Consider the following 19,949-nt stretch of genomic DNA (forward strand, 5'->3'; position numbering starts at 1 on the left):
AGCGATGCTCACTGCCACCCGAGGGTCATGCACATTCCGGTCGTTCCCGGATCGGTCACTCCTCCGCCTTGTCGACCCCGGCCTCGTCGATCGAGGCGGGCTGCTCAACCGTGATGACGGCCTTCGCCTGACGGGTTCGGTAGCGGCGGATCGCCACCACCTCGAGGCCGAGCAGCGACACGATCAGGAGTCCGGCCAGCACCCAGGTGATGTACTCCCAGGTATTGCGGGTGACCTCGGGCTGGCCGTTCTCGTACATCCACGAGTTCGCGACCGTGTAGAGGATGTTGTGCGAAGCGTTACGCAGCACGGTCACACCCGCGGCATCCTGGACGTTGACCGTCCCGATCGGCATGTCGATCGTCGCGAGCATCAGGTCACCACCGTTACGCGTGATCTGGTCGGCATTCTGGTATCCGTAGCCCGCGAAGTAGTCGGTCAGGACCATGCCGCGGAAGCCCCACTCGTCGCGCAGGACGCCGTTCAGCAGCGCCGAGTTCGCACCCGCGTACTCCGGACCGATGTAGTTGAACGCGCTCATGATCGCGTGCGCGCCGCCGTCCTTGACACCGATCTCGAAGGAACGCAGGTAGATTTCGCGCATTGCCTGCTCATTCGTCCAGGTCGCCAGCATGTGCGTGCGGTTGGTTTCCTGGTCGTTAAGGGCGAAGTGCTTGAGGAAGGCGTACACGCCCCTCGCCTGGGCGCCCTTGATTTCCTCGGCGACCTGTGAGCCAGCCAGGACCGGATCCTCCGAGAAGTACTCGAAGTTACGTCCCGCGTAGGCGTAGCGGTGCGTGTTCGTTGCCGGCGCGTACCAGCCCGAGACCTGCATGTCGTGCGCCATCGTGCCGATCGCATCACCGAAGGAACGTGCGAGCTCCTTGTTGAAGGTCGCCGCCACGGACACCGCGGAAGGCAGGCCGATCGAGCCAACGCCCGTGAAGTTGTTGTTCAGCGAGGCGGGGCCATCCACGTCGGAGACGCGCAGCTTGCCGATCGAGGAGATCGCCGGGGAGCCGTAGCCGCCCTTTGAGATGAGTGCGTTCATTTCCTTGACGGTGAGCTGGTCGAGGAGCTGATCCCACTTCGGGTCGTCGTAGTCGAGGCCAGCGAGGTCACCCAGGACGAGGTCATTCCTGGCGCCCGTGATGGGCATCGTCGCGCTGGAGTCAGCATCGGCGGCCGCCGCGTCATAATTCGAGGTCGCAAGGAACTTCGCCTTATCGGCCTCGCTCATCTCGAAGCTCGTGGGGGCTGCAGTCGCCTCCGCAACGTTCGCGAAGTGGCCGGCGCGCGACAGGTAGGTGACGTCGCCCTTCGCGTCGTCGAAACGGTTGGTAGCCACGACCTGGTCACCGTCGTGCGTATTGTCGGAGGTGTTGTAGGTGTCGGTGGCAGCCACCGTGTATGTCTTCTCAGCAATGACGTCGTGCGAGTTGGAACGCGCGGAGATCTTGTAGTCGCCGGCCTCGAGCACGTAGGCCTTCGCATTCACGAAGTCGTAGGAAGCGAGCGCGTCGCGGTTCCACGTGACCGTCAGCGTCTGGGACTCACCGGGCTCCAGCAGCTTCGTCTTCTCGTACGACAGCAGGTTTGCCGCAGCCTTTTCGATACCGCCGTCCGTGTAGGGCGGGTTGTCGTAGATCTGCACGACGTCCTTACCGGCGACCTGGCCCGTGTTCGTCACGGTGACGTCTGCGGACATGGCTCCCGTGGCCTCGTCAACCGAGATGTCGCTCATCGACTGGGAGAACGTCGTGTAGGACAGGCCGAAACCGAACGGGTAGAGAACCTCGTTGCCGTAGTCGATGACGCCCTCAGCGGCGGCCGTCTCGTACCAGCGGTAGCCGACGTAGATCGAGTCGTTGTAGTTCACGAAAGACGGCTGCGTCTGAGTGCCCTTGTTGAAGGGGTCATCCTGGGCGAACTCCGTCATGTTCGTGTACTGGAAGTCGCCGAAGTTGTTGGCCGCGGGACCCGCCTTAATGTCGCGGGCGAAGGTGTCGGGGGTCTTGGCGGAGGGGTTCACCTCGCCGTCCAGGATGCGGCCCAGCGCGTTGAAGCCCACCTGGCCGCCGGGGATCGCCCAGACGATCGCGTCGATCTCCGGGTCGTCCTGGAGGTCGCCCAGCTGGAAGGCGTTGGCGGCGTTAATGACGACGACCGTCTTCGTCGAGGTCTTCTTCGCCAGCTCGATCATGTCCTTCTCGGGACGCGTCAGCTCGAGGTAGCCCTGGCCATCCTCGAAGTCCGCGTACTCCTCGGAGTTGTTCGTGTAGCTGAAGTACGGGTTGTCAGCCATCTCCTGGTTGACGTCGCGCGGCAGGTCGAAGCCCTCGCCGCCCGAGCGGGCAATCGTCACCACGGCGGTGTCACCGAAGGCGGTGGCGTTGGAGAGCAGGTCGTCAGAGTACTTGTCCTGCGTAGGCTCGGGCAGCGACCAGTCGGCCTTGAACATGCCGACCTCGGGGCGCTCCGCGCGGTAGGAGGTGTACAGGTTCGTCAGCTCATCATTCGTGGTGAAGCCGGCGTTGTGCAGACCGTCGAGGAGGGTCGTCGTCGGGTTGTCCTTCGAGAGCGAGCCGGAGCCGGTGCCGCCGTAGATCGGGTTCGTCGAACCCCAGCCCCACACGTTGATAGCGGAGCCCTTGGCCAGGGGCAGGGCACCGTTGTTGTTCTTCAGGAGGACCATGCCCTCGTCCGAGATATTGTTGCCCAGTTCTTCCACCTGAGCCTTCGACGCGTCCGTTAGCGCGCCGGTGCCGGCAGCCAGGTCAAGCACCGTCTTGAAGCCGCCGTACATCATCGACACGACGGCCACGACGACGGCGATGAACGCCGCGACCCAGGCAGTCGAGCGCGTGAGCTTGCGGGCAGGCTTGCCCATCTTGAAAACAGCGAGGGAGACGATGATAGCGAGCGCCAGCGCCACGCCGATGACGATCAAGGGGACCTTGATCGACTCAACCATCTTCCACACATCAGACCAGTTGATGGAAAGCATTGTTGATGTCCTCTTTCAGTTCCGAAACCCTGCATCCCAGAGCTAGATCGGCTCCCTGTCCATCCCCGTGTGTGTCTCCATAGACATGGGTCGCCGCAGACCAGAGGGCAGATGGGAACCTCCACCACCTATTCAACCGCACGGTCGCCCCTGCGCCGTGGGGCCTCGTGCGTTCTGTCGGATTCGCTGCACAATCTGTCAGAATGGGCAGCCTGGTGCCCTGCAGGTTTCGCCGCCTCCGCGGAAAGCGACTCTCCCCGCCACCGACGAGGATAACCACAGGGGATGCGCGAGGGCCCGGCCCCCTCGTGGGGACCGGGCCCTGTCACATTGTCGACCGGTTCTCCGATCAGTGTGCGCGGCGCCTCGCCACCACGAGGCCGACGCCGGCGACGGCGAGCAGGCCAACGAGGGCGATGGCAACGCCGGTGTTCGCGCCGGTGCTGGCCAGCTTGTTGCCTTCAGTGCTCGTGCCGCCCGCAGGCTGGGGCTGCTCGGCAGTCGGCTGCGGCTGCTCAGCGGTGGGCTGCGGCTGCTCGACAGTCGGCTGGGGCTGCTCGGGGGTCGGCTGGGGCTGATCGGGCTTCGGAAGCTCGGGGAAATCGCACGTCGAAGACGCCGAGGTATCGGACTCGGCGATGGCTGCGCCGCTCGTCGTCGTCCCCGAGATCTTCACGAGCGGCGTAACCTCAGCGCTACCGGTGATAAGGAACGAGAACTTCACCGACCCGTTGGCGGGAAGCTCCAGATCCTTGAAGGTAAGCACCTTGCCCGCGACCGTCGGCTCGGGGGCGCCGCTGGCCGACTGGGGAACGTAGGTGGCGTCGTCCGACAGTGTCGCAATGACCGTCTGAACCGACTTGACATCAGGGTTCGGGTTTGTGATCGTCACGCCGATGGTGCGCGTCGCGGTGGAGTCGGCGCCCGGCTGGGCGACGGCGCATGTCGCGGAGGACAGCGCGACCTGGCCCTTCGGCGAGAAGGAGGTGATGAGAGAGTAGTCGGCCGTCGTATTCGGCTCGAGGGTACGAGTCCAGCTCAGAGCCATGCCGTTGTCCCGGTTGTCATCGGCGTGGTCGAGCTTGTTGGGCAGCGGCTCACGGTCCTTGACCTTGTCCCAGACCTCGTTAAAGGAACTGTAGTAGTAGTTCGAACCGGCGGTCGTCGGGACGAACTGCTCGACTCGGCCACGATCCGTGTGCTGGCCGGTTTCCGGATCCTTCGCTCGGCAGATAACCGTTCCCGTGTTCGCGTCGTACTCGCCGAAGCCGTAATCGTTGTCCTGGAGGTAGCAATCCGCCGCGTGGTAGAGAGTAAAGTCCTGAGCGGTATCCGAAATGTTCTTCACCGAGGAGGTCGTCGCGTAAAATTCATTGCCCGTGGAGTAGGTGTCCGTCTGCGTGATCTCGAATCCACCGCCGCGAACGACAGTCGTGAGGACCCACGGATCGGCTTGGGTGCCCGTTCCCGACTTCGTTTGCGAGACCGGCGTCCAGGCGATCGCCCCTGTGGACACCGCAGCACGAGACTTCAGCTCCCCCGGACCGAACAGCTCAGATCCCACAGCGAGGAACGTTCCACAGTCGGCTGGATCCGTCGCGGATCGAGAATTATAGAACTCGTTATAACTATCGCCCTTGTAGTTGATCGAGCAGTTGAGCGTGTCGGAGATGGCAATCCGAACGAGCGGTCCGTCCGCATCCTCAATCGTGGGACCAGCGGCGAGGGCCGCCAACGGGTTGAGAACGAGGGTCGCGGAGCCGAGCGCAGCAATGACCAGTTTCTTGGACAGGCGCATGAGGAGACATCCTTAAGCGTTGATGGATATTGTGCAACCAATCTAGCATCCGCGTCGCAGCTTTCCAAATGGTTGAACTTGTCATCTTCGACCGTCGCAGCTGGCACTCAATCTGCGTCACCGTGAGACATCCCCGGCGCGCTCAGGGCGAGCAAGCAGACACGATAAGGGGCCCCGGCCTTGTCACGTTCTCACGGACAAGGCCGGGGCCCCAAGTGGTCACGAACCGGATTACTCGCGGAAGTTCATGCCAAAGTCGATGGCGCCCAGTGCGTCGAGGAAGTCCTCGGACACGGAGCCGTCACCGAAGTCGGCCTCGGAGTAGTTCGAGTTCGCCATGGCCTCAGCCGTCGGCTCGACGATGACGTCGTTGTAGCGCGACAGGCCGGTGCCAGCCGGGATGAGCTTACCGAGGATGACGTTCTCCTTGAGGCCCACCAGGGAGTCCGACTTGCCGTTCATGGCGGCCTCGGTCAGGACCTTGGTGGTCTCCTGGAAGGACGCGGCACTCAGCCACGAATCCGTGGCCAGCGACGCCTTCGTAATGCCCATCAGCATCTGGCGGCCGGAGGCGGGCTGGCCGCCCTCGGCTGCGACGCGGCGGTTCTGCGTCAGGTACGCCATGCGGTCGACGAGCTCGCCCGGCATGAACGTCGTGTCGCCGGGCTCCAGGATGGTGACGCGGCGCAGCATCTGACGGACGATGACCTCGATGTGCTTGGCGTGGATACCCACGCCCTGGTCGCGGTACACCTTCTGGACCTCGTCCACGAGCATCTTCTGGGCGACGTTGCGGCCCATGATGCGCAGGATCTCCTTCGGGTCCAGCTGGCCCTCGGTCAGCGGGGTGCCCGCAGCGATGTGCTGGCCCTCCGAGACGAGGAGCTTCTGGCGGCGCGACACCTCGATGACCAGGTCTTCCTTGCCGTCGTCACGGGTGATGATCACCTTACGAGCGCTCGGATCCTCGTCGTCGATGTGGACGCGGCCGGCGGCCTCGTTCATCTTGGCCTCGACCTTCGGGCTGCGCGCCTCGAAGAGCTCCTGGACACGGGGCAGACCCTGCGTAATATCCGCAGCGGAGGCGGCGCCACCGGTGTGGAAGGTACGCATCGTCAGCTGCGTGCCGGGCTCGCCAATCGACTGGGCGGCGATAATGCCGACGGCCTCGCCGATGTCGACCTGCTTGCCGGTGGCCAGCGAGCGACCGTAGCACTTCGCGCAGGTGCCGACCTGAGACTCACAGGTGAGGACGGAACGGACAACGATCTGCGCGACGCCGGCGGCGACGAGCTCGGCGAGCTGGTCGTCACCCAGGTCGGTGCCCGCGGGCATGACGACCTCGCCGGCCTCGTTGACCGCGTCGCGGGCGAGGTTACGGGCGTAGGCGGTCGTCTCGATGGTCTCGGACGCCTCCCACTCACCGAACTCGTTCTTCTTCGCGATGTCGATCTTCAGGCCCGCGCGGGTGCCACAGTCGGCCTCGCGGACGATGACGTCCTGCGACACGTCGACCAGACGACGTGTCAGGTAACCAGACTCGGCGGTACGCAGAGCCGTATCGACCAGGCCCTTACGAGCGCCGTGCGTGGCGATGAAGTACTCGAGAACCGTCAGGCCCTCGCGGTAGTTCGCCTTAATGGGCTGCTCGATCAGCTTCTGCTTCGGGTCGGACACGAGGCCACGCATACCGGCGATCTGCTGAACCTGCGACCAGTTACCACGGGCGCCCGAGTTCACCATGCGGTACACGGTGTTGCGCTCGGAGAAGTTCGCGCGCATATCCTCGGCGACCTCTTCGGTGCACTGCAGCCACAGCTTGACGAGCTCCTCGTAGCGGGTCTCCTCGAGGATGATACCCGTCTCGAACTGCTCGACGATCTCGGCGGCCTTGGCCTCGTAGCGGGCCAGGATCTCGCGCTTACGCGGCGAGGCCTGAATGTCGGAGAACGCAATCGTGATGCCCGACCACGTCGACCAGTGGAAGCCGGCCGACTTCAGGGCGTCGAGGCAGTCCGCGACGAGCACGTTCGGGTAGCGCTGCGTCAGGGTGTTCACGATGTTGCCGAGCTGCTTCTTGCCGACGACCTCGTTGACGAAGGGGTAGTCGGTGGGCAGCAGTTCGTTGAAGATCGCACGGCCGAGGCTGGTCTCGAGGATCAGCTCGTCGCCGCTCTCCCACCCCTCGGGGGCTTCCCAGCCCTCGGGCGGCACGGTGCCGTCGGCGAAGCGGATGCGCGCGGTCGCGTTCAGGTCCAGGTTCCCCGCGTCGAACGCCATCTGGGCCTCCGCCTGGCTGGAGAAGTACGGAACCACGGGGTTGCCGTCCTCGTCCTTCTCGACCGGGAGCGACGGGTCGGGGTTCGAGGTCAGGTGGAACAGGCCGATGATCATGTCCTGCGACGGCATGGCCACGGGGCGGCCGTCGGAGGGCTTGAGGATGTTGTTCGTCGACAGCATGAGGATGCGGGCCTCGGCCTGCGCCTCAGCGCCCAGCGGCAGGTGAACGGCCATCTGGTCGCCGTCGAAGTCGGCGTTGAAGGCGCCACAGGCGAGGGGGTGCAGCTGGATGGCCTTACCCTCAATGAGCTGGGGCTCGAACGCCTGGATGCCGAGGCGGTGCAGCGTGGGCGCACGGTTGAGCAGCACGGGGTGCTCGCGGATGACGTCGTCGAGGACGTCCCACACCTCGGGGCGCTGACGCTCGACCTTGCGCTTGGCCGCCTTGACGTTCTGCGCGTAGTTCTTCTCAACCAGGCGCTTCATGACGAAGGGCTTGAACAGCTCCAGGGCCATCGCCTTGGGCAGACCACACTGGTGGAGCTGCAGCTGCGGGCCGACGACGATCACGGAACGACCCGAGTAGTCGACTCGCTTGCCGAGCAGGTTCTGACGGAAACGACCCTGCTTGCCCTTGAGCATGTCCGAGATCGACTTAAGCGGACGGTTGCCGGGACCCGCGACGGGGCGGCCGCGGCGGCCGTTGTCGAAGAGGGCGTCAACGGATTCCTGAAGCATGCGCTTCTCGTTGTTGACGATGATCTCGGGGGCGCCCAGCTCGAGCAGTCGCTTGAGTCGGGTGTTGCGGTTGATGACGCGGCGGTACAGGTCGTTGAGGTCGGAGGTCGCGAAGCGGCCGCCGTCCAGCTGCACCATGGGGCGCAGGTCCGGGGGGATCACGGGGATCTTGGTGAGGACCATCGAGGCCGGGGAGTTGCCGGTCGCGACGAAGGCGTTGATAACCTTCAGGCGCTTGATGGCGCGGGCCTTACGCGGGCCGGAGTCCGAGGCGATGGTCTGGCGCAGCGCGGCGACCTCGCCCTCCAGGTCGAAGGTCTCCAGGCGCTTCTGGATGGCGGACGCGCCCATGTCACCCTTGAAGTAGGTGCCGTAGCGGGCCACCATCGCGCGGTAGAGGCGCTCGTCGCCCTCGAGGTCGCCGACCTTGAGGTCCTTGAAGCGCTCCCACACGGCTTCGAGGCCGTCGATGTCGCCGTCGAAGCGACGACGGATCTTGGCCATCTCGCGCTCGCCCTGCTTGCGGGCGCGTTCACGCTCCGCCTGCGAGGCGCCGTCCTTCTCCAGAGCGGCCATGTCGGACTCGAGCTGCTCCGCGAAGTCGTTGATCGTGGCGTCGCGGTTGTTCTCCATCTGCTTCTTCTGCACCTCGAGTTCGGCGCGCAGTTCAGCCAGATCCTCGTGGCGACCCTTTTCGTCGACCTCGGTGATCATGTAGGCGGCGAAGTAGATGACCTTCTCGAGGTCCTTGGGCGCGAGGTTGAGCACGTAGCCCAGGCGCGAGGGAACACCCTTGAAGTACCAGATGTGCGTGACGGGGGCGGCCAGGTCGATGTGACCCATGCGCTCACGGCGGACGCGGGAGCGAGTGACCTCGACTCCGCACTTCTCGCAGATGATGCCCTTGTAGCGCACGCGCTTGTACTTGCCACACGCGCACTCCCAGTCGCGGGTGGGGCCGAAGATCTGCTCACCGAACAGGCCGTCGCGCTCGGGCTTGAGCGTGCGGTAGTTGATGGTCTCCGGCTTCTTGACTTCACCGTGGCTCCAGACGGCGATGTCGTCGCCGGTGGCCAGGGTGATCTTCAGGCTGTCGAACGTTTTGGCGTCCAGCAAAGTTATCTCTCCCTATCAGATCGCATCGATGGTCGCCGCAGCGTTCGGACGGGCATCGAGTGTGATACCCAAGTCCTCACGCGCATTGAAGTCTTCGTCCTGCTCACGCAGGTCAATGACGTTGCCGGCCGCGTCGAGGGCTTCGACGTTCAGGCACAGCGAGCGCATTTCCTGGATGAGGACTCGGAAGGACTCGGGGATGCCGGGCTCGGGGATGTCCTCGCCCTTGACGATGGCCTCGTACACCTTGACGCGGCCGGTGGTGTCGTCGGACTTGATGGTCAGCAGCTCCTGGAGGGCGTAGGCGGCGCCGTATGCTTCCAGGGCCCACACCTCCATTTCGCCGAAGCGCTGGCCGCCGAACTGGGCCTTACCGCCCAGCGGCTGCTGCGTGATCATCGAGTACGGGCCCGTCGAGCGGGCGTGGATCTTGTCGTCGACCAGGTGGTGGAGCTTGAGCATGTAGGTGTAGCCCACCGAGATCGGGTACGGGAACGGCTCGCCGGAGCGGCCGTCGAAGAGGCGCGCCTTGCCCTCGTGGTTGGTGAGGACCTCGCCGTCGCGGGTCGGGTTCACGTTGCGCAGCAGGCCCGCGAGTTCGTCGGCCTCGAGGCCGTCGAAGACGGGGGTGGCGACGCGCGTGCCGGGAGCGGCCGTGATGCCGTCGGCGGGCAGGTGTGCCGTCCACTCTTCGCCGGCCTCGACCGCGGCCGAGGCGTCCCAGCCCTGGTGGGCGAGCCACCCGAGGTGGTACTCGAGCACCTGGCCGACGTTCATTCGGCCGGGGACGCCCAGCGGGTTGAGGATGATGTCGACGGGGGTGCCGTCGGCGAGGAAGGGCATGTCTTCGACCGGGAGGATCTTGGACACGACGCCCTTGTTGCCGTGGCGGCCGGCCATCTTGTCGCCGATCGTGATCTTGCGTCGCTGGGCGACGTAGACGCGCACGGTCTGGCGGACGCCGGGGTTGAGGTCGTCTTCGTCGTCGTTGAATTCGCGGACGCCGATGACGATGCCTTCTTCGCCGTGGGGGACGCGCAGCGAGGTGTCGCGCACCTCGCGGGCCTTCTCGCCGAAGATGGCGCGCAGCAGGCGCTCTTCGGAGGTCAGCTCGGTCTCGCCCTTGGGGGTGACCTTGCCGACGAGGATGTCGCCGGCGGTGACCTCGGCGCCGATGCGGATGATGCCGCGCTCGTCCAGGTCGGAGAGGGATTCCTCGGAGACGTTGGGGATGTCGCGGGTGATTTCTTCCTCACCGAGCTTGGTCTCGCGGGCGTCGACCTCGTATTCCTCGATGTGGATCGAGGTCAGGATGTCTTCTTCCACGACGCGGCGGCTCAGGATGATGGCGTCCTCGTAGTTGAGGCCTTCCCACGACATGTAGGCGACGAGGAGGTTCTTGCCGAGCGCGACCTCGCCGTTGGAGGTGGCGGGGCCGTCGGCGAGGACGTCGCCGACCTCGACGCGGTCGCCCTCGTCCACGATAACGCGCTGGTTGGTGCAGTTACCGGGGTTGGAGCGCTCGAACTTTTCGAGGCGGTAGGAGTCGCGGCCGCCCTCGTCCGTGGAGACGACGATCAGGTCCGCGGAGACCTCGGAGACGACGCCGGAGTGCGCGGCGAGGATCATTTCGCCGGAGTCGTGCGCGGCGCGCAGCTCCATGCCGGTGCCGACCAGCGGGGCTTCCGTGGTGAGCAGCGGGACGGCCTGACGCTGCATGTTCGCGCCCATGAGGGCTCGGTTAGCGTCGTCGTGTTCAAGGAAGGGGATGAACGCCGCAGCGACGGAGACCATCTGGCGCGCGGAGACGTCCATGTAGTCGACGCGATCGCGGGCGATCAGCGTCGGGTCCTCGCCGGCGACACGGCACAGGACGTCGTGCTCAGCGAAGGAGCCGTCGGCCTCGACGGGCGACGAGGCCTGGGCGATGAAGTGGCCCTTCTCGTCGTCCGCGGTGAGGTAGCGGATTTCGTCGGTGACCTTGCCGTCCTTGACGACGCGGTAGGGCGTCTCGATGAAGCCGAAGGGGTTGATGCGCGCGAAGGTCGCGAGCGAGCCGATGAGGCCGATGTTCGGGCCTTCAGGGGACTCGATCGGGCACATGCGGCCGTAGTGCGAGGGGTGGACGTCTCGGACTTCCATGCCGGCGCGGTCGCGGGACAGGCCGCCGGGGCCCAGGGCCGACAGGCGGCGCTTGTGGGTCAGGCCGGCCAGCGGGTTGTTCTGGTCCATGAACTGCGAGAGCTGGGAGGTTCCGAAGAACTCCTTGATCGCGGCCACGACGGGGCGGATGTTGATCAGCGTCTGGGGCGTGATCGAGTCCGTTTCCTGGGTGGTCATGCGCTCGCGCACGGTGCGTTCCATGCGGGCGAGGCCGGTGCGGACCTGGCCCTGGATGAGCTCGCCGACGGCGCGGATGCGACGGTTGGCGAAGTTGTCGATGTCGTCGACCTCGACGCGAACCTCGACGGGCTCGCCACCGCGGGTGCCGGCGAAGGTCTTGTCGCCCTGGTGGAGGGCGAGGAGGTACTTGACGGTGGCGACGATGTCCTCGAGAGAGAGGGTCGAGGCCTTGGGGTCGGCTTCGATGGCCAGCTTCTTGTTGATCTTGTAGCGGCCGACCTTGGCCAGGTCGTAGCGACGAGAGTCGAAGTAGAAGTTGTTGAGCAGCGTCTGGGCGGCGTCGACGTTCGCGGGCTCGCCGGGGCGCAGCTTGCGGTAGATGTCGAGCAGGGCTTCTTCCTGCGTGCCGACGGTGTCCTTCTCGAGGGTTTCGAGCAGGACCGGGTACGCGGCGAAGGTGTCGCGGATCTCGGACTCGGTCATGCCGATGGCCTTGAGGAAGTGGGTGACCGACTGCTTACGCTTGCGGTCGATGCGCACGCCGACGGCGTCGCGCTTGTCGATCTCGAACTCGAGCCACGCGCCGCGCGAGGGGATGATCTTCGCGCCGAAGGTTTCCTTGTCGGTCGAGCGGTCCGAGAGCTTCTCGAAGTACACGCCGGGGGAACGCACGAGCTGGGAGACGACGACGCGCTCGGTGCCGTTGATAATGAAGGTACCGCGGGGGGTCATGAGCGGGAAGTCGCCCATGAACACGGTCTGGGACTTGATTTCGCCGGTTTCGTAGTTCATGAACTCGGCGGTCACGTACATGGGTGCGGAGTACGTGTAGTCCTTCGCCTTGGCTTCCTCCATGGAGTACTTGGGGGATTCGAGGCGGTGGTCGTGGAACGACAGGCTCATGGTGCCTGCGACGTCCTCAATGGGGGAAATCTCATGGAAGATTTCTTCGAGGCCGGAGACGTCGGGGACGTCATTTCGGCCGGATGCCTGAGCGGCTTCGACGCGGGCCTTCCACGCGTCATTGCCCAGCAGCCAGTCGAAGCTTTCGACCTGCAGGCCCAGCAGATTGGGGGCCTGGAGGGGTTCACGGAGCTTCGCGAACGAGATGCGGTGGCTGGGCTGTTTGGCGGTGCTGTTGGCAGCCAAAGGGGGTCCTTCCCTGCTGTTACGGTGCGCACGCTTCCTTATCACCCATTATCTGACGCGTCCTGGTCCGTCAAGCGCCTGTTACGACGGCTGGATACGGGTCACCTCGGGCATGATAAGGCGCAAATACTCAGGTTACCGTGAGTCGCGTCGCGAGTCAAGGGTCCGTGTGATATGTGCAGGGTCTCACGGGAACGAGGCCGTGGCCGGCTGATCCGTCAGGCGCGACGGCGGCGGCTCCCAGGCTGGGTTGGTGGTGCCCCAAGTCGGGCTTGAACCGACGACCCACGGATTATGAGTCCGCTGCTCTGACCGACTGAGCTATTGGGGCGTGGCTATCTTAGCGGAGGAAGGCGGCACGCTTCCACCGGCGCCCTCCCCTTGATCCGTCGCTCACGCTACAGCGACATAGGACCTTAGTCATACCTATGATGATTTAACAAGGTCACAGCCAGCAATTTTAAGGAGATGGCATGAACGTCGCGGAACAGATCGTGGCTCAGCTCGTCGACGCGGGAGTCCATAGGATCTACGGCATTGTCGGCGATTCACTCAACCCAATCGTCGACGCCGTGCGCAAGACCGGCGGCTCGGCACAGGGCGGCATCGACTGGATTCACGTCCGCCACGAGGAGGCGGCGGCGTTCGCAGCTTCGGCCGAGGCTCAGCTCACAGGCAAGCTCGCCGTGTGCGCGGGCTCGTGCGGCCCGGGCAACCTGCACCTCATCAACGGCCTGTACGACGCGAACCGCACGGGTGCGCCCGTCCTGGCCATTGCCTCGCACATCCCGAGCGTCCAGATCGGCTCCACCTACTTCCAGGAGACGCACCCGGACCGCGTCTTCGAGGAGTGCTCGGTCTACAACGAGCTCATCTCCTCAGCCGCGCAGTCCCCGCGCACCGTGAACTCCGCGATCCGCCACGCGGTCGGCCTGGGAGGCGTCGCCGTCATCACGCTGCCCGGAGACATCACCGACCTCAAGGCCGTCGAGCACGTTCCCACCTACGCGCCCGCGCGCCCGGCGACGCTGACCCCGAACCCGGCGGACATCGACGAGGCCGCGGCGCTCCTCAACAAGGCGAACAAGGTCGCGATTTTCGCCGGCGCTGGCGTTGAGGGCGCCCACGACGAGGTCATCGCCCTGGCCGACGCGCTCAAGGCCCCGATCGGCCACTCCCTGCGCGGCAAGCACTTCATCCAGTACGACAACCCCTTCGACGTGGGCATGACGGGCCTGCTGGGCTACGGCGCGGCCGCGGAGGGCATGAACGACGCCGACGTGCTGATCCTGCTGGGCACCGACTTCCCCTACGACCAGTTCCTGCCCGACACCCCGACCATCCAGGTGGACACGCACGCAGAGAAGCTGGGTCGGCGCACGGACGTCGGCCTCGCGATCCACGCGCAGGTCAAGCCCTTCATCGAGGCCCTGCTCCCCCACCTGCGCGCCGGCCGCTCGGATTCCTTCCTGAAAGCCAAGATTAAGAAGCACTCGGAGATCATGCACGCGCCCGTGGGCGCCTACACGCGCAACGTGGAGAAGATGCGTCCGATCCACCCCGAGTACGCTGCCCACCTCCTCAACGAGACGGCCGCGAAGGACGCGATTTTCACCGCGGACACGGGCATGTGCAACGTGTGGACCGCCCGCTACATTGATCCGCTCGGCACCCGCCGCCTGATCGGTTCGCTGCTGCACGGGTCGATGGCCAACGCCCTGCCGATGGCCCTGGGCGCTCAGGTCGCCTACCCGGGTCGCCAGGTTGTGTCGGTGTCGGGTGACGGCGGCCTGTCCATGCTGCTCGGCGAGCTCATCACCGCGAAGATGTACGACCTGCCCGTCAAGGTGGTCGTCTTCAACAACTCGACGCTGGGCATGGTGAAGCTAGAGATGCTGGTCAACGGCCTCCCGGACTTCCAGACGGACGTCCCCGATACGAATTACGCGGAGATCGCCCGTGCAATTGGCTTCCACGCGGAGCGCGTCGAGGACGCATCGCGCCTGGAGGGCGCCTACCGCGAGGCGTTCGCGGCGCCCGGCCCGGCCCTCGTCGAGGTCATTACGGACCCGAACGCCCTCTCGCTCCCGCCGGCCATCACGGGCGGCCAGGTCGTCGGTTTCGCGACCGCGATGAGCAAGATCGTCCTCAACCGCGGCATCGCTGAGGCTTTCTCGATGGCAACCTCCAACATGCGCAACATCCCGCGCCTGTAGGTCCCCCCTCGGGAGGCCCTCCGGGGACGAGGCCGGGGCTGGGTCAACGCACGACCTGGCCCCGGCCTCGTTCTGCCACAATCTAACCCTAGAATTAATAAACATACCTTTTTCCAAACAAATGGCTTTTATCCTCAGAAATACAGCTTGACAAGTAATACACTTGTAGCACACCACACTACATTGTGATTTGACACCCAATTTTGCGCGCATTTTCCCTCTAATCTGTGAAGCGTTCTATCGCACACGCCACACAGGAGGAACAGCAATGCACGCGCTCGCAGCAATGGCTAGCGCAGCCGGTGCCGTCGACCTCGACACTTTTCCCGCCTGGTTGAGGATCACCCACTTCATCAACTTCATCATGATGGGCTTCCTCATCCGCTCCGGCTGGGAGGTCCTCGCATCACACCCACGTCTGTACTGGAACAATCACTGCACGCCAGGATCCGAGTGGCTGAAGTTCACGAAGGATAAGGTGTCGACCGTTCCCGGCGAGTTCACGGCGCGCGACGACCAGCGCAACCTCCACCCGCTCATCTCCCTGCCCGGACGCGGACAGATCGGCCTGGGCCGCGCGTGGCACGCGCTCGTCACGGCCATCTGGCTCATTAACGGCTTCGTGTACGTCGCCCTCCTTTTCGGGACTGGCCAGTGGCGTCGCATCGTCCCGACCTCGTGGTCCATCTTCCCCGAGGCCTGGGAGAGCGCCAAGATCTACATGGGCCTGCAGATCCCCTCCATCGAGCACTTCCAGCCCTATGACGCCCTCCAGAAGCTCATGTACTTCACGGTCGTCTTCATCGTCGCGCCCCTCATGATCGCGACCGGCCCCATCATGTCCCCCACGTTCGCGGGACGCTTCCCCGGGTATGTCAAGCTCTTCCGCAACCGCCAGACGGCCCGCTCCATCCACTTCCTGGGCATGGCGTTCTACTGCTTCTTCGTGGTCATGCACGTCGCCCTCGTGTTCATCGTCCACCCGACGTACAACATCGCGCACATGATGCTCGGTGAAAACTACGACGACATCTCGGCGGCGCGATTCGCTCAGGCTGTCACCATGCTGATCATCGGCATCGTCATCGCCATCGCCCTGTGGATCGGAGCCTCCTACTGGTCCCTGTCGAACCTGCGCCGCACCCAGCGCTGGATCTGGGGTGCTACGCAGCCGATTCGCGCGCTCACGATCGACCGCCTGAAGTCGCGTCAGGTCGCGAAGAATACCTTCACCGAGGACGATATTTCCCCGTTCCACTGGGTCAACACGCGCCCGCCGACAAAGGAACAGTCCGAGGAGTACATCGCCCTGCGCGAGGACGACTTCAAGGACTTCCGCCTCGAGATCGGCGGCCTCGTCGAGGAGGAGAAGTCATTCTCCATCGATGAGCTGAAGGCCCTGGGTAAGGTCACGAACATCACGATGCACACCTGCATGCAGGGATGGACGGGCATCGCGAAGTGGGAGGGCATCCGCCTCAAGGACCTCCTCGAGCAGGTCACTCCTACGGAGGGCGCGCACTACCTGATGGCGACCTCCTTCGGACACGTCGGGCACACCTACGACGGGCGCCCCACCGAGCCCTACTACGAGTGCATCGACCCGTCGATGATTGACGACGACGAGTGCATCCTCGCCTGGGGCATGAACGACGAGCCTCTGCCCGAGGTTTACGGTGGCCCTCTACGCCTACGCACCGATTCCCAGCACGGCTACAAGATGGTCAAGTGGGTGCCTCGCCTCGAGTGGATCCACGACTACCACGAGGTGGGCGATGGCCAGGGCGGTTCACGAGAGGATTCGGGCCTGCAGCACTACGACGCTCGCGCCTGATCCCCCGCCTTCGAGCGTTGCCGCGCCTCCTTCCTCGTCCCCACGCATGCGCATGCGGGTTCGAGGAGGGAGGCGCGGTCTCTGTCTGGCAGTCTCTGCGCCCGAGCGCACGGAGGGCCGCGCAGTCTATGCGTACCTGCGGGCGATGGCGACGGCCTCGGGCACGTAGGCGCGACCGAAGACCGCGCAGTGGATCATCATGATGTGCGCCTGGTGCAGGGCGACGCGCTCGCGCCAGCCGTCCTCCAGGGGCGAGGCCTCGTCATAGGCGGAGAGGATCCGCTCGTAGTGCGGGCAACCGAAGACGGCGAGGGCCGCGAGGTCCTCCTCGGCGTGCCCACCCTGCGCGGCGGGGTCGATGAGGACGGCGCCGCCCGGGGTCCACATGACGTTGCCGCTCCACAGGTCCCCGTGGGTGCGCGCCGCGCCGATGTTGTTGTGGCGATTTTTCGCGTCTTCTACAAGGTGCGGCTGGCCGTGGTCGAGGCCGCCGGACTCGAGGCGCTCACAGAGCTTTTCGATGAGGGCACGCTCGGCGGCGGTGAAGGTTCGATCGTCAAGGTAGGGGGCGATGCGCTCGCGCGCGTAGAAGCTGCCCCAGGACTCGCGAGGGGACGAGGCCGGGGTTGCCTCGCCGGGGTTCACGCGGTTCGAGCAACCCTCTTCGCCGTGAGCGCTCGGGCGACTCGGCAGGGACAGGGGTGCCTCGCCCATCCAGCCGTCGCCCGCGTACCCGTCGGGGGCGGCGCCTAAGTGCCTGGCTCCGGCCGCGTGCGTGTGGGCGAGGGCGCGGCCGAACTCTTCGGCGGCCTTGGGAGTTGGGGCGACGGAGACCAGGCGCGGCTCCTCTAGCCATGTCGCGCCGTGATCGAGGACGGGGACGACGGCCGCGCCGGGCGACGAAGCCTCTGCAAGCCACGCGAGGCCCGCAACCTCGTAGGCGATCCGCCCCCGGCGGCCGTCCGACTTCCTCATCGTGTCCATGGGCGCTTCCCCGTTCCCTTCCCGCGGCCCGCGCGAGGGGCCGCCACTGCACTCCCCCATGCTATCGCCCACCTCGCCACCCGCCCGCCGCGCCGCATCCTCTCGGGGTGCCCGGGCCTCGTCCCCCCTTGGACACATACCGAGCAAACATCGATATACTGCCATCAGAAGATAGTCCGCCACAACGAGGATGTAGGCCTCCATGACCCTCACGACGACACAGAAGTCCATTCAAGAGCTGCTGCACGGCGACCGCCAGTACCAGATTCCCGACTTCCAGCGCCCCTACGTGTGGGAGGAGCAGCAGGCGGAAACCCTCGTGAATGATCTGCTTGGCGCGTGGCGCACGAACGACGGGGACTACTTCCTGGGGTCGATCGTCCTCGTGCAGCACCCCAGCGGCGACGACGTGGACATCATCGACGGGCAGCAGCGCCTCACCACCCTGTGCATCCTCGTGTCTCTGCTGCTTCACCTGGAGGAGGATTCCGCGCTGCGCGGAGAACTCGGCGAATTGCTCCTCATTCCGCAGTCGCGCATCAAGGGCTTGGACGAGCGGCCGCGCCTGAGCGTGCGCGAATGCGACCGCGAGTTTTTCGACACGTTCATCATCGGCGACAACATCGACTCCCTGCTCGACGTCGACGGCGACAGCCTGACGCGCCCGTCCGTGCGGCGCATTGTCGCCAACGCGCGCGCCATGCTCGACGTGCTGGGCAATCCCGACACGCTCGCGCCCGGAGAAATCAGCGACTTTATCCGCTACCTGACCCTGCACGTGTCCCTCATCGAGGTGTCAACCGATTCCTACCAGGCGGCGCACCGCATTTTCTCCGTCCTTAACACGCGCGGCGTTCCCCTGTCGGCCGCCGACATTTTCAAGGCGCGCGTCCTGTCCCGCGTGGAGCCCGACGCCCGGGCCCGCTACGCGGCCCTGTGGGAGCAGTGCATCGACTCGCTGGGCACGGAGAACCCGGACGCGTTCTTCGGGCACCTGCTCACGCTCACGCTGCGCGCCCCCGCCAAACGGGCCCTCATCGACTCGTTCGACGAGCAGGTCCTCACGCCGTTCTTCACCTCCAGGAGCGGCGAGGAGTTCATCGACGAGGTCTTGGTTCCTTCCGCTCGCGCGTACACGCTGGCGACGCTGGAGCCTCTGGTGGGGCACCACGCGGCCACGCCGCTTGAGCTGTTGCGCCTGTATGACTCCTCGGATTGGAAGCCAGCGGCGATGAGCGTGTTGCGCGCGGGGCGCGGCGACGAGGAAACCGTATCGCTGCTGTTCCTCCTCGAGCGCGTCTACGGCACGGCTGTTGCCGCGCGCCTCAGCCCCTCGTCGCGCACAGCGATCGTCACCCAGTTCATCACGGCTTTCGAGGACGGCGAGCCCCTCAACGCCGCCTGCTCCGTGCCGGACAGCGTCCGCCACCGGGCCGCCGAGACGATCTCGAGGCCCCTGCCGCAGTCCTCCATCCGCAAGGTCCTCCTCTACCACGCGATGGTCGCCGAGCATGGGTCCTTCCCGACGCGCCTGCCGCGCTCCATGGGCGTCCTGTGTGGGCTTCCGGCCAGCCACATTCGCGGCGTCGACGAGGACATCGACCTGCGCGCGTGGAACAAGCGACTGGGGAGCTTCATCCTGTCCACCATCAAGTCGCGCACCGTCAACCAGGCGCCCGACTGGGACACGGTGGCGCGCGCCGCCCGCCACGTGATGACGCTCGGCGACTTCGCGGTCGGCTCGCTGCCCTGCGCCGGGGGCGAGATTCACGCCGCCGACCTGGAGGAGCGCCAGCGGCACCTGACCCAGCTGATCTTGGACTACTGGGACATTCGGCGAGATTCCGATGGCGTGGACCTGTCTGTCCTGTCCAGCGCCGAACTTGAGGCCGCCGTCGATAAGCGGTCTGCTGCCCGCGGCCGCCAGGTGCGCCTGGCCGACGTCGTCGCGACCGGCATCATCTCCCCCGGTGACACGTTCACGTGGCGGCGCCGCAACCTCGGCAACGTCTACGTCGTGACCATTTCCCCTCAGGGCACCATCGTCCTGCCCGACGGCCAGGAAGTGTCCTCCCCGTCGGCGGCTGTCGCCGCCCTGACCGGCACCAGCAGCGCCGCCGCCCTCGACGTGTTCGTGCGCGAGTCCGACGGCAAGAAGCTGCGCGACCTGTGGGATAGCTACAGGAGCCGATTCGGGGCGTAAGTTGTGACAGAAGGGGCCGCCCGCGCGCTCGCCGCGGTCAAGTCCTGTGGAGTGGTGTAATCGTTTTGTGTCCTTCGGGTTGGGTTATGCGCTGAGTTGTAGTGGGGTGTCCTCCTGTTGGGTGGGTTGGGGTGTGAGTCGTGATTTGGTGAGGATGTCGAGGCTGAGGTAGCGTCGGCCTTCGGCCCATTCGTCGTTTTGTTCGGCTAGGACGGCTCCGACCAGGCGGATGATGGCCTGGCGGTTGGGGAAGATTCCCACGGAGTCGGTGCGTCGGCGGA

General features: G+C 65.4%; 9 protein-coding genes and 1 tRNA gene. 3 read left to right on the top strand and 7 right to left on the bottom strand.

Features of this window, described 5'->3' with window-relative positions; genetic code table 11:
- Positions 1–55: 55 nt before the first annotated feature.
- The 5 genes from HMPREF1138_RS04470 to HMPREF1138_RS04490 form a co-directional block, all read right to left on the bottom strand.
- A complete protein-coding gene (locus HMPREF1138_RS04470) occupies positions 56–3,007 on the bottom strand; it encodes a glycoside hydrolase family 3 C-terminal domain-containing protein (RefSeq protein WP_009057059.1) in 2,952 nt (983 codons plus the stop codon).
- 349 nt (positions 3,008–3,356) lie between these two features.
- Complete coding sequence (locus HMPREF1138_RS04475; RefSeq protein ID WP_009057055.1) at positions 3,357–4,805, bottom strand: LPXTG cell wall anchor domain-containing protein; 1,449 nt, start codon at positions 4,803–4,805, stop codon at positions 3,357–3,359.
- Between the two features lie 231 nt (positions 4,806–5,036).
- A complete protein-coding gene (locus HMPREF1138_RS04480) occupies positions 5,037–8,939 on the bottom strand; it encodes a DNA-directed RNA polymerase subunit beta' (RefSeq protein WP_009057063.1) in 3,903 nt (1,300 codons plus the stop codon).
- Between the two features lie 15 nt (positions 8,940–8,954).
- Complete coding sequence (rpoB, locus tag HMPREF1138_RS04485; protein ID WP_009057061.1) at positions 8,955–12,431, bottom strand: DNA-directed RNA polymerase subunit beta; 3,477 nt, start codon at positions 12,429–12,431, stop codon at positions 8,955–8,957.
- A gap of 254 nt (positions 12,432–12,685) precedes the next feature.
- A tRNA-Ile gene (locus HMPREF1138_RS04490) sits at positions 12,686–12,762 on the bottom strand.
- A 142-nt stretch (positions 12,763–12,904) separates the two neighbouring features.
- Between HMPREF1138_RS04490 and HMPREF1138_RS04495 the strand changes: the two genes are divergently transcribed.
- Positions 12,905–14,647, top strand: a complete 1,743-nt coding sequence (locus HMPREF1138_RS04495) for a pyruvate dehydrogenase (protein WP_009057053.1) — start codon at positions 12,905–12,907, stop codon at positions 14,645–14,647.
- Between the two features lie 268 nt (positions 14,648–14,915).
- Entirely contained in the window at positions 14,916–16,481 is a 1,566-nt protein-coding gene (locus HMPREF1138_RS04500) for a molybdopterin-dependent oxidoreductase (protein WP_009057051.1), read from the top strand.
- A 126-nt stretch (positions 16,482–16,607) separates the two neighbouring features.
- Here the strand turns inward: HMPREF1138_RS04500 and HMPREF1138_RS04505 are convergent, their stop codons facing one another.
- Positions 16,608–17,465 carry a fructosamine kinase family protein gene (locus tag HMPREF1138_RS04505; RefSeq protein WP_009057057.1) on the bottom strand — a complete coding sequence of 286 codons (858 nt, stop codon included), beginning with the start codon at positions 17,463–17,465 and terminating at the stop codon, positions 16,608–16,610.
- 202 nt (positions 17,466–17,667) lie between these two features.
- Here HMPREF1138_RS04505 and HMPREF1138_RS04510 point away from each other — a divergent pair, with 202 nt between their 5' ends.
- Positions 17,668–19,668, top strand: coding sequence for a GmrSD restriction endonuclease domain-containing protein (locus HMPREF1138_RS04510; RefSeq protein ID WP_009057060.1), 2,001 nt, complete (start codon positions 17,668–17,670; stop codon positions 19,666–19,668).
- An 84-nt stretch (positions 19,669–19,752) separates the two neighbouring features.
- Here HMPREF1138_RS04510 and HMPREF1138_RS10680 read toward each other — a convergent pair.
- Positions 19,753–19,949 (bottom strand): transposase (locus HMPREF1138_RS10680; RefSeq protein ID WP_202898337.1); only part of this gene is annotated, 197 nt, incomplete at its 5' end.

The sequence above is a fragment of the Actinomyces sp. ICM58 genome (genome assembly GCF_000283035.1).
Lineage (GTDB): Bacteria > Actinomycetota > Actinomycetes > Actinomycetales > Actinomycetaceae > Pauljensenia.